Source organism: Cedecea sp. NFIX57 (assembly GCF_900177785.1).
In the GTDB taxonomy this organism is placed as follows: Bacteria; Pseudomonadota; Gammaproteobacteria; order Enterobacterales; family Enterobacteriaceae; genus Cedecea; species Cedecea neteri_C.
In genome coordinates this window covers 1-11,096 of the sequence record NZ_FXAS01000061.1, presented here as the reverse complement: position 1 = coordinate 11,096, position 11,096 = coordinate 1, and the positions used below count along the sequence as shown (strand labels likewise).

Below are 11,096 nucleotides of genomic sequence, written 5' to 3'. Positions count from 1 at the left end.
ATGGCGCTGCTGGCGCATCTTTGCTGGCTTTTTAGCATGGTGACGGCCTTCATGAGGGGATATGTGGCCCGGAGGCTGTGGCTGAAAACGCTGGCAGGGTGAGAGAAAAAATATCGCGATCGCGACCTGCGGTCGCTCAAAAACAGAACCCCACCAAAAAACAGTGGGGTTAGTCAGCAGTCTGAAAAAGGCCAGCAGATGCTGGCCTTTTTGCATTAAACCTTGCGAAAGTCAGTATTCCTGATGCTTTGCTGTACCTGCTTGTTCAGTAAGTTCAGCAGTAACATCGAGCGGGCCTCGCCGTCTGGCTCAGCAAAAATGGCTTCTAATCCCTTGAATGCCCCTTCAGTAATCACCACGCTGTCGCCGGGATACGGCGTTTCCGGGTCGATGATGTTCTCTATTTGATAGTGCATCAGTTCATGAATCACGGTTTCCGGTACCGTTGCCGGCTGCGCGCCGAAGCGAACAAAATGGCTGACGCCACGGGTGGAATGCACCGTGGTGGTATGGATGGATTCCGGATCGAACTCGACAAACAGGTAATTAGGGAACAGAGGCTCGCTGACCGCAGTTCTTTTACCACGCACCATTTTTTCCAGCGTGATCATTGGTGTAAGGCAATTAACTTCCTGGCGCTCAAGATGCTCTTTGGCGCGCAGTAATTGACCACGTTTACAGTAAAGAAGATACCAGGATTGCATAATTTCTCTTTTCGCCCGCTTAAGCGCGTCAGAATAACAAAACGTCCTTCGCAGAGATACACAGCTTCAGTATAACCTGTCCGGACGCGGTCGCAGGCGGCCGGTTTCACGCTAATTTAACAAAAATACAGCATGCCGGCGCTGAAGTCCGTATAATGACGGCCAAATCCGACGTCACGATAAATTGCATGAAATACCACGACCTACGCGAATTTCTTGCGCTGCTTGAGCAGCAGGGCGAACTCAAACGTATCGCATTGCCTGTCGATCCGAATCTGGAAATGACTGAAATTGCCGATCGCACGCTGCGAGCCGGTGGCCCGGCTTTGCTGTTTGAAAACCCGAAAGGCTACACCATGCCGGTGCTGTGTAACCTGTTTGGGACGCCGAAACGCGTAGCGATGGGCATGGGGCAGGAAGATGTTACTGCCCTGCGTGAAGTCGGGAAACTGCTGGCCTTCCTCAAAGAACCGGAGCCGCCAAAAGGTTTCCGTGACCTGTTTGATAAGCTGCCGCAGTTCAAACAAGTTCTGAATATGCCGACTAAACGTCTGCGAAATGCACCTTGCCAGGAACAGGTTTGGGAAGGGGATGAAGTCGATCTTAATCGCATTCCGATCATGCGCTGCTGGCCGGAAGACGTTGCCCCGCTGATTACCTGGGGGCTCACTGTGACCCGTGGTCCGCACAAAGAGCGCCAGAATCTCGGTATTTACCGCCAGCAGCTGATTGGCAAAAACAAGCTGATTATGCGCTGGTTGTCTCATCGCGGCGGTGCCCTGGATTTCCAGGAGTGGTGCGAGGCTCACCCGGGTGAACGCTTCCCTGTCTCTGTAGCGCTTGGTGCAGATCCCGCAACCATTCTTGGGGCGGTGACGCCGGTGCCGGATACGCTGTCCGAATATGCTTTTGCCGGGCTGCTGCGCGGGACTAAAACCGAGGTCGTGAAATGTATCTCCAACGATCTTGAAATTCCTGCAGGTGCGGAAATTGTGCTGGAAGGTTACATTGAGCCTGGTGAAATGGCACCGGAAGGCCCATATGGCGACCATACGGGATACTACAACGAAGTGGATAGCTTCCCAGTGTTCACCGTAACCCATGTCACTCAGCGGCAGGATGCGATTTATCATTCAACGTATACCGGCCGCCCACCGGATGAGCCTGCGGTGTTGGGTGTGGCGCTGAATGAAGTGCTGGTGCCCATCCTGCAAAAACAATTTCCGGAGATTATTGATTTCTATCTCCCGCCGGAAGGGTGTTCATACCGCCTGGCTGTGGTAACGATCAAAAAGCAGTATGCCGGGCATGCCAAGCGAGTGATGATGGGGGTTTGGTCGTTCCTGCGTCAGTTTATGTACACCAAGTTTGTTATCGTATGCGATGACGACGTTAATGCGCGCGACTGGAACGATGTTATCTGGGCGATCACTACGCGCATGGATCCGTCCCGTGATACGGTGCTGGTGGATAACACGCCGATAGACTATCTGGATTTTGCCTCCCCGGTTTCCGGGCTGGGCTCTAAAATGGGACTGGACGCCACCAATAAATGGCCGGGCGAAACCCAGCGTGAATGGGGGCGCCCAATCAAGAAAGATGTTGAGGTATGCGCGCGTATTGATGCAATCTGGGATGAACTGGCTATTTTTGATAACGACAAAGGCGCCTGAGCGGCGACCTTTACGGTTTAGCATTATTGACCCGACAGAGGGGACGCATGACAACCTTAAGCTGTAAAGTGACCTCGGTAGAAGCGATAACCGACACGGTATATCGCGTTCGATTGCTGCCGGAAGGCGATTTCTCATTCCAGGCCGGGCAGTATTTGATGGTAGTGATGGATGAGCGGGATAAACGCCCGTTCTCTATGGCTTCCACGCCGAGCGAGCGTGAGTTCATTGAGCTACATATTGGTGCCTCTGAGCTCAACCTCTACGCCATGGCGGTCATGGACCGTATTCTGAAAGAGCAGGAAATTGTGGTTGATATGCCACACGGTGATGCGTGGCTGCGCGAGGACGAAGATCGTCCACTTATCCTGATTGCCGGCGGGACTGGGTTCTCTTACGTTCGTTCTATTCTGCTGACGGCGCTGGCGCGTAACCCAGAGCGTGAAATTGCAATCTATTGGGGTGGCCGTGAAGAGAAGCATCTTTACGACCTGTCCGAGCTGGAAGGGCTGACTCTGCAGCATCCTAATCTTCGTGTTGAAGCCGTGGTGGAGCAGCCGGAAGAAGGCTGGCGTGGCCGAAGCGGGACTGTGCTTACCGCCGTTATGCAGGATCACGCTTCCCTGAGCGGGCACGATATCTATATCGCAGGCCGGTTCGAAATGGCAAAAATTGCCCGTGACCTGTTCTGTAACGAGCGCGGGGCGCTGGTTGAGCACATGTTCGGCGACGCTTTCTCCTTTATTTAAGGCCGTTCGCCGTCAGAATAAGCCACCGCATCGTCGGTGGTTTTTTTTATCTTTTAGAAATAAAAAACCCGCCCCTGACAGGCGGGAAACACGGCAACTAAACTCAGTTTCGTTTTTTATTAAACGCGTTCAAATACGGTCGCAATGCCCTGACCCAGGCCAATACACATGGTAGCCAGGCCAAACTGCGCGTCGCGACGCTCCATCAGGTTGATAAGCGTGGTGCTGATACGCGAGCCGGAGCAGCCCAGCGGGTGGCCCAGCGCAATAGCTCCGCCGTTCAGGTTGATCTTCTCATCGATCTTATCCATCAGCCCCAGATCTTTAATACACGGCAGGATCTGGGCGGCAAACGCTTCGTTCATCTCAAACAGGTCAATATCCTGCGCGGTCAGACCTGCTTTTTTCAGCGCCAGTCGGGATGCAGGCACTGGGCCGTAGCCCATAATGGACGGGTCGCAGCCGACGACGGCCATAGAGCGAACGCGAGCGCGGATTTTCAGGCCCAGCTCTTTGGCGCGAGTTTCGCTCATCAGCAGCATCGCAGATGCGCCATCGGACAGTGCCGAAGATGTGCCTGCAGTGACGGTGCCGTTGACCGGATCAAAAGCGGGCTTCAGCGCCGCCAGGCCTTCAACCGTGGTTTCCGGGCGGATCACTTCATCGTAGTCGTAACGCTTCAGAACGCCGTCGGCATCGTGACCGCTGGTCGGCATAATTTCAGCTTTGAAGTGCCCGGCTTCTGTAGCGGCCCAGGCACGCTGATGGGAACGCGCGGCAAACTGATCCTGCATTTCACGGCTTATACCGTGCAGGCGGGAGAGCATTTCAGCCGTCAGGCCCATCATGCCCGCGGCTTTTGCCACGTTGCGGCTAAGGCCTGGGTGGAAATCAATCCCGTGAGTCATTGGTACGTGGCTCATGTGTTCCACGCCGCCGATCAGGCAAGCATGCGCGTCACCAGTTTGAATCATGCGTGCTGCATCGTGCAGCGCCTGCATGGAGGAACCGCACAGGCGGTTCACCGTGGTAGCAGGCACCGAATGAGGGATTTCCGCCAGAAGCGATGCGTTACGGGCAATATTGAAACCCTGCTCAAGCGTCTGCTGGACGCAGCCCCAGTAAATGTCGTCCAATGCTGCGGCTTCGAGTGCCGGATTACGGGACAGAATGCTGCGCATCAGGTGCGCCGACAGATCCTCAGCGCGAACGTTGCGGAACGCACCGCCTTTAGAGCGGCCCATCGGCGTACGGATGGCATCAACAATAACAACCTTTTCCATATTCACTCCTCAGGCGCTTTTCAAATCACTGGCCGGGCGGGCTGGCTCGACCGGGGGATAGTACGGCTCGTTGCGTGATGCTTTGGCCTTGAGGCCTTCAGGCACGACGTACAGCGGGCCGAGGTTTTGGTACTGCTGCGCCATATCGAAATACTTCGCGCTGCCCAGGGTGTCCAGCCAGCGGAACGCGCCGCCGTGGAACGGAGGGAAACCGAGGCCGTAAACCAGTGCCATATCGGCTTCTGCCGGGCTGGCGATCACGCCTTCTTCAAGGCAGCGAACCACTTCGTTGACCATTGGGATCATCATGCGGGCGATAATTTCTTCGTCGCTGAAGCTGCGCTTAGGCTGGCTTACGTCTGCCAGCAGGCTATCAACAGCTTCGTCCTGCTCTTTGCGCGGTTTGCCTTTGCTGTCTTCTTTAAAGCGGTAGAAACCCTGCTGGGTTTTCTGGCCGTAGCGTCCGGCATCAAACAGAACGTCGATCGCGTCGCGGTAATCTTTACTCATACGCTGCGGGAAACCTGCGGCCATGACCGCCTGTGCGTGATGGGCGGTATCAATCCCGACCACGTCCAGCAGGTAAGCCGGGCCCATTGGCCAGCCGAACTGTTTTTCCATTACTTTATCGATCTGACGGAAATCCGCGCCGTCGCGCAGCAGCTGGCTAAAGCCTGCAAAGTAGGGGAACAGCACGCGGTTGACGAAGAAGCCCGGGCAGTCATTGACCACGATAGGGGTTTTACCCATTTTGCTTGCCCATGCCACCACTTTGGCGAGGGTCGCGTCTGAGGTTTTTTCTCCGCGAATGACTTCAACCAGCGGCATGCGGTGCACCGGGTTGAAGAAGTGCATCCCGCAGAAGTTCTCCGGGCGTTTCAGCACGCTGGCCAGTTCGCTAATCGGGATAGTGGAAGTGTTGGAAGCCAGCACGGCATCAGGGTGAACTTTATCTTCGGTTTCCGCCAGTACCGCTTTTTTCACTTTCGGGTTTTCAACTACAGCTTCAACGATAACGTCCACACGATCGAACCCGGCGTATTCCAGCGTTGGCTGGATGGTCGAAATCACCTGAGCCAGCTTCATGCCGTCAATTTTGCCGCGCTCGAGCTGTTTGTTCAGCAGCTTGCTGGCTTCATTAATGCCCAGCGCCAGTGACTTCTCGTTAATGTCTTTCATTAAGACCGGCACGCCTTTCCAGGCTGACTGATAAGCAATGCCGCCGCCCATAATGCCCGCACCGAGTACGGCCGCGTGTTTAGGCGTTTCGATATCTTTGGTGAGTTTTTTCGCTTTGCCTTTGACAAACTGATCGTTCAGGAAGATGCCGACCAGAGCGCGGGCTTCATTGGAGCGAGCCAGCGGCACAAAGCTTTGGGTTTCCAGCTTCAGGGCTTCATCACGGCCAAGACCAGCGGCAGCTTCAATGGTTTTTACCGCAGTCATTGGCGCGGGGTAATGCTTCCCGGCGATCTGCGCCACCATGCCTTTAGCAATGGTGAAGCTCATACCGGCTTCGATTTTGCTTAAGTGTAGAGGCTGCAGTTTCGGGGCGCGTTTAGCCTGCCAGTCCAGCTCGCCTTTGATTGCCTGGCGAAGGACTGCCAGGGCGCCATCGCGTAGTTTTTCAGTTTTTACCACGCCATCAACCAGGCCAAGTTTTTGCGCTTCTGCAGCGCTAACATCTTTGCCCGCAGTGATAATTTCCAGCGCGCTATCGGCACCTAATAAACGCGGCAGGCGAACGGAGCCGCCAAAGCCCGGCATGATGCCTAACTTAGTTTCCGGCAGGCCAATGCGGGCATCCGGCGTTGCCAGGCGATAATCGGTTGCCAGCACGCATTCGCATCCGCCGCCCAGCGCATAGCCATTCACTGCGGCGATGGTTGGGACGGGCAGATCTTCCAGGCGGTTAAACACGCTGTTGGCAAATTGCAGCCAGTGGGTCAGCTGTTCGGCAGGGACCAGGAACAGCGACAGGAATTCGGTAATGTCGGCGCCAACGATGAAGGCGGACTTGCTGGAGCTCAGCAGCAGGCCTTTGAGGTTCGGCTGTTTTTCAAGCACGGCCAGCGCTTCGCCGAGGCTGGCGACGGTCGCTGTATCCAGCTTGTTGACGGAGCCGGGGGCATCAAAAACCAGTTCGGCGATGCCGTCTTCCAGCCAGTCGAGATGTAGGGTTTCACCTTGGTAGAGCATGTCAGTCTCCTGAATCCAGCAATGGGATCTGGTCGTACCAGATGAAGCGGAGTGTGGAATTGATGTTAATGAAATGCAAATTTCTCTTTAAATATTTGCAAGCTCGATCACAGGCGGCGGAAATAACTCGGTGGTTTGTCCGGTATGCTAAGATGCGATGCGAACAGAGACAAAAACAGAAGGATAAATTATGGAATCACTGGCCGCGCTGTATAAAGATCATGTGGCAACGCTACAGGAGCGTACCCGCAACGTTCTGGCGCGTTTTAACCTTGATGCATTACTTATTCACTCCGGGGAGCTGTTCAATGTCTTCCTCGATGACCATGCCTATCCGTTTAAAGTAAACCCGCAGTTCAAGGCTTGGGTGCCGGTGACCCAGGTGCCTAACTGCTGGCTGCTGGTGGACGGTGTGAATAAGCCGAAGCTGTGGTTCTATCTGCCGGTGGATTACTGGCACAACGTAGAGCCGCTGCCGGAATCCTTCTGGACTGATGATATTGACGTGATTGCGCTGCCAAAAGCCGACGGTATCGGCAGTCAGCTGCCTGCCGCACGCGGCAATATTGGTTATATTGGCCCGGTGCCAGAGCGTGCATTGCAGCTGGATATCACGCCAGCCAATATCAACCCGAAAGGGGTTATCGACTATCTGCATTATTATCGCGCTTATAAAACGGACTACGAACTGTCCTGCATGCGCGAAGCACAGAAAACGGCAGTCGTCGGCCACCGCGCTGCGCACGAAGCCTTCTTGTCCGGTATGAGCGAGTTCGATATTAACATCGCTTACCTGACGGCGACCGGCCACCGCGATACCGATGTACCGTATGGCAATATCGTGGCGCTTAATGAGCATGCTTCGGTGCTGCACTACACTAAGCTGGATCACCGCGTACCTGCCGAAATTCGCAGCTTCCTGCTCGACGCTGGCGCAGAATATAACGGTTATGCCGCCGACCTGACGCGAACCTGGACGACCCAAAGCGACAGCGATTTTGCTCATCTGATTAAAGACGTGAACGAAGAGCAACTGGCGCTTATCGACACCATGAAGTCCGGTGTGCGCTATACCGACTACCACATCCAGTTCCATCAGCGCCTGGCTAAGTTGCTGCGTCGCCACAAGCTGGTAAACGACATCAGTGAAGAGGCAATGCTGGAAGCCGGGATCACTACCCCGTTCATGCCACACGGCATCGGGCATCCGTTAGGCCTGCAGGTTCACGACGTAGCCGGGTTTATGCAGGACGATACAGGGACGCACCTGGCGGCACCTTCGCAGCATCCTTATCTGCGCTGCACCCGCGTACTGGAACCTCGCATGGTGCTGACCATTGAGCCAGGTCTGTACTTTATCGAATCGCTGCTGGCACCGTGGCGTGAAGGGCAGTACAGCAAGCACTTCGACTGGAAGCGTATTGAAGCGCTGAAGCCGTTTGGTGGCATCCGTATTGAAGATAACGTCGTTATCTATGAAAACAGCATCGAAAACATGACGCGTAACCTGAAGCTCGCGTAATGGAAAGCTGGCCAATCCCCGCTGAGCCCGTCACGGTCAGCGAGGAGATCAAAAAAAGCCGCTTTATTACCCTTGTTGCCCATACGGACGGGGTAATAGCGGCTAAAGCATTTGTTGAGAAAGCCCGGGCTGAACACCCGGACGCCCGTCACCACTGCTGGGCGTGGGTTGCTGGCGCGCCGGATGACTCGCAGCAGCTCGGTTTCTCGGATGACGGAGAGCCTGCCGGCACTGCAGGAAAACCGATGTTAGCCCAACTGATGGGGAAAGGGATTGGTGAAATCACTGCGGTAGTGGTGCGTTACTACGGTGGGGTGAAGCTGGGTACTGGTGGTCTGGTGAAAGCCTATGGCGGCGGTGTCCAACTGGCGTTAAACCAGCTTTCTACAGTGCTCAAAGTGCCGTTAACCGAATATACTTTGCAGTGCGACTATTCGCAGCTGGCGGGTTTGGAAGCACTGCTCAAGCAAAGCGATGGTTTTATTGTGGAAAGCGACTTCCAGGCCATCGTTGCTCTGCGAGTCGCATTGCCGCAAACCCAGTTGGCTGCCTTCAGCGCCAGGCTGAGTGACTTTAGCCGTGGTGCGTTGCATTTATTGCCGTTTGAACAATAATCCCACCTCGTTATTTATAGATATTTAAGGAAGCGGCTGAAATGCATTTTCGCGCCATTACCCGAATCGTTGGCCTGTTGGTTATCCTCTTTTCCGGAACCATGATCCTCCCCGGCTTAGTGGCTCTAATCTATCGCGATGGTGCCGGCCGCGCCTTTACTCAAACCTTTTTCGTTGCGCTGGCGATAGGCTCTTTACTGTGGTGGCCGAACCGCCGCGAAAAAAGAGATCTCAAACCGAAGGAAGGCTTCCTGATTGTTGTGCTGTTTTGGACCGTGCTGGGCAGCGTGGGTGCACTGCCGTTTGTCTTCGCCGAGCGGCCGAACCTGACGGTAACAGACGCCTTTTTTGAATCCTTCTCTGGCCTGACGACCACCGGGGCGACAACGCTGGTGGGGCTGGACTCTTTACCACACGCAATTCTCTTCTATCGGCAAATGCTGCAATGGTTCGGCGGGATGGGGATCATCGTCCTGGCGGTGGCTATCTTGCCTATTCTTGGCGTCGGCGGGTTGCAGCTGTACCGGGCAGAAATGCCGGGGCCGCTAAAAGATAACAAAATGCGCCCGCGTATTGCTGAAACAGCAAAGACGCTGTGGCTGATTTATGTCCTGCTGACGATTGCCTGCGCGCTGGCGCTTTGGTTCGCAGGGATGCCGGCGTTTGACGCTATCGGGCATAGTTTCTCTACTATTGCGATTGGCGGCTTCTCGACACACGACGCCAGCGTGGGCTACTTCAATAGCCCAACCATCAATACCATTATTGCTATCTTCCTGCTGATCTCTGGCTGTAACTACAGCCTGCACTTCTCGCTGCTGAGCGGGCGTAGCCTCAAGGTGTACTGGCGCGATCCGGAATTTAGGATGTTTATCGGCGTGCAGCTCTCGTTGGTTCTGGTTTGCACGCTAGTGTTGTGGTTCCACAATACCTACCAGTCAGCCTGGCAGACGCTGAACCAGGCTTTCTTCCAGGTGGTGTCGATGGCGACCACCGCGGGCTTTACCACGGACAGCATTGCTCGCTGGCCGTTATTCTTGCCGGTATTACTGCTTTGCTCTGCCTTCATCGGTGGCTGCGCGGGATCTACCGGCGGTGGCCTGAAAGTGATTCGAATCCTGCTGCTGTTTAAACAAGGTAACCGCGAGCTGAAACGCCTGGTGCACCCGAATGCCGTGTACAGCATCAAGCTTGGGAATCGTGCCTTGCCGGAACGAATCCTTGAAGCCGTATGGGGGTTCTTCTCTGCTTATGCTTTGGTGTTTATCGTCAGTATGCTGGCTATCATCGCGACCGGCGTCGATGACTTCTCTGCTTTTGCTTCTGTTGCCGCAACGCTGAATAACCTCGGTCCCGGCCTTGGCGTGGTGGCGGATAACTTTGCCAGCATGAATCCTGTGGCTAAATGGATCCTGATCGTGAATATGCTGTTTGGTCGCCTTGAAGTGTTTACCCTGTTAGTCCTGTTCACGCCTACTTTCTGGCGTGAGTAATCGGAGCCTGTGTGAAAACCTTAATTCTGTTTTCGACCCGAGATGGTCAAACTCGTGAGATTGCTTCTTATATCTCTTCTGAACTGAAAGAGCTGGGCGTGGAGAGCGATGTGGTCAATCTTCATCGCTGCGAGGAAATCTCCTGGGCTAATTACGACCGGGTGATCATTGGTGCTTCTATTCGCTACGGACATTTCCATGCCTCTGTTGAGGCGTTCGTGAAAAAGTATCAGCTGCAGCTGAAGGAGCGCGCGAGTGCATTTTTCGCGGTCAACCTCGTTGCCCGTAAACCAGAGAAGCGCTCGCCGCAGACAAACCCTTATACCCGCAAGTTTTTGCTGAACTCGGTTTGGCAGCCCGATCATTGTGCCGTGTTTGCTGGTGCGCTGCGTTACCCGCGTTATGGCTGGCTGGACCGCTTCATGATCCGCTTAATTATGAAAATGACCGACGGTGAAACGGATACAAGTAAAGAAGTGGTTTATACCGATTGGCCGCAGGTAGCCCGATTTGCCCGTGAAATTGCACAGTTAAGCACCAAATAGCGTTGTAAATAAGCGGGTTGGCGAAAAAGAATGCGGTCAGAAAGTTTTTTTAAATAAACGCTTGTCACCGCCGAAGAACTCCCTATAATGCGCCTCCACTGACACGGAACAACGGCTTGCAAAGCGGCGTGTCAGGCGGAGTGAAGCGAAAAATAAATGCTTGACTACGCAGCGGGAAAGCGTAATATGCACAGCCCGCGCTACTGAGAAAGTAGCACTGCTCTTTAACAATTTATCAGACAATCTGTGTGGGCACTCGCAGGATTGATATCTCAGCATCTTCGGATGCAAACAAATATCAAGTCTTGAAGAGT

The 11,096-nt window shown here is 54.4% G+C and carries 11 protein-coding genes; 6 read left to right on the top strand and 5 right to left on the bottom strand.

Translation table 11 applies throughout. The annotated features are described in order from the left end of the window. Both B9Y90_RS27165 and rfaH read right to left on the bottom strand, forming a co-directional pair. Positions 1-216 (bottom strand): hypothetical protein (locus tag B9Y90_RS27165; RefSeq protein ID WP_217809001.1); only part of this gene is annotated, 216 nt, incomplete at its 3' end. Beyond that, positions 216-704 carry a transcription/translation regulatory transformer protein RfaH gene (gene rfaH / locus B9Y90_RS24845; RefSeq protein ID WP_039289246.1) on the bottom strand — a complete coding sequence of 163 codons (489 nt, stop codon included), beginning with the start codon at positions 702-704 and terminating at the stop codon, positions 216-218. The genes rfaH and B9Y90_RS27165, both read right to left, overlap by 1 nt. A gap of 179 nt (positions 705-883) precedes the next feature. On the opposite strand from rfaH, the gene ubiD reads away from it, so the two are divergent. Continuing rightward, positions 884-2,377, top strand: a complete 1,494-nt coding sequence (ubiD, locus tag B9Y90_RS24840; RefSeq protein WP_139827497.1) for a 4-hydroxy-3-polyprenylbenzoate decarboxylase — start codon at positions 884-886, stop codon at positions 2,375-2,377. Positions 2,378-2,424: 47 nt separating this feature from the next. Beyond that, positions 2,425-3,126: an NAD(P)H-flavin reductase gene (fre, locus tag B9Y90_RS24835; protein ID WP_039289248.1), complete on the top strand. Its 702-nt coding sequence runs from the start codon at positions 2,425-2,427 to the stop codon at positions 3,124-3,126. Between the two features lie 119 nt (positions 3,127-3,245). Here fre and fadA read toward each other — a convergent pair whose 3' ends face one another. Both fadA and fadB read right to left on the bottom strand, forming a co-directional pair. Continuing rightward, the gene (gene fadA / locus B9Y90_RS24830; protein ID WP_085542987.1) at positions 3,246-4,409 is read right to left on the bottom strand and encodes an acetyl-CoA C-acyltransferase FadA; all 1,164 of its coding nucleotides are present in this window, start codon (positions 4,407-4,409) and stop codon (positions 3,246-3,248) included. A 9-nt stretch (positions 4,410-4,418) separates the two neighbouring features. Continuing rightward, complete coding sequence (fadB, locus tag B9Y90_RS24825; RefSeq protein WP_085542986.1) at positions 4,419-6,608, bottom strand: fatty acid oxidation complex subunit alpha FadB; 2,190 nt, start codon at positions 6,606-6,608, stop codon at positions 4,419-4,421. A gap of 190 nt (positions 6,609-6,798) precedes the next feature. On the opposite strand from fadB, the gene pepQ reads away from it, so the two are divergent. Genes pepQ through hemG form a run of 4 tightly spaced genes read left to right on the top strand, consistent with a single transcriptional unit; the run spans position 6,799 to position 10,782 of the window. Then, complete coding sequence (gene pepQ, locus B9Y90_RS24815; protein ID WP_039289251.1) at positions 6,799-8,130, top strand: Xaa-Pro dipeptidase; 1,332 nt, start codon at positions 6,799-6,801, stop codon at positions 8,128-8,130. After that, positions 8,130-8,744: an IMPACT family protein gene (locus B9Y90_RS24810; RefSeq protein WP_085542985.1), complete on the top strand. Its 615-nt coding sequence runs from the start codon at positions 8,130-8,132 to the stop codon at positions 8,742-8,744. The genes pepQ and B9Y90_RS24810 overlap by 1 nt, the downstream gene beginning before the upstream one ends. 41 nt (positions 8,745-8,785) lie before the next feature. Then, complete coding sequence (gene trkH, locus B9Y90_RS24805; RefSeq protein ID WP_008455438.1) at positions 8,786-10,237, top strand: Trk system potassium transporter TrkH; 1,452 nt, start codon at positions 8,786-8,788, stop codon at positions 10,235-10,237. Positions 10,238-10,248: 11 nt separating this feature from the next. Beyond that, positions 10,249-10,782 carry a menaquinone-dependent protoporphyrinogen IX dehydrogenase gene (gene hemG, locus B9Y90_RS24800; RefSeq protein WP_039289253.1) on the top strand — a complete coding sequence of 178 codons (534 nt, stop codon included), beginning with the start codon at positions 10,249-10,251 and terminating at the stop codon, positions 10,780-10,782. Between the two features lie 36 nt (positions 10,783-10,818). Here hemG and B9Y90_RS27160 read toward each other — a convergent pair. After that, on the bottom strand, positions 10,819-11,096 hold a 278-nt coding region (locus B9Y90_RS27160; RefSeq protein ID WP_217809000.1), incomplete at its 5' end, for a hypothetical protein.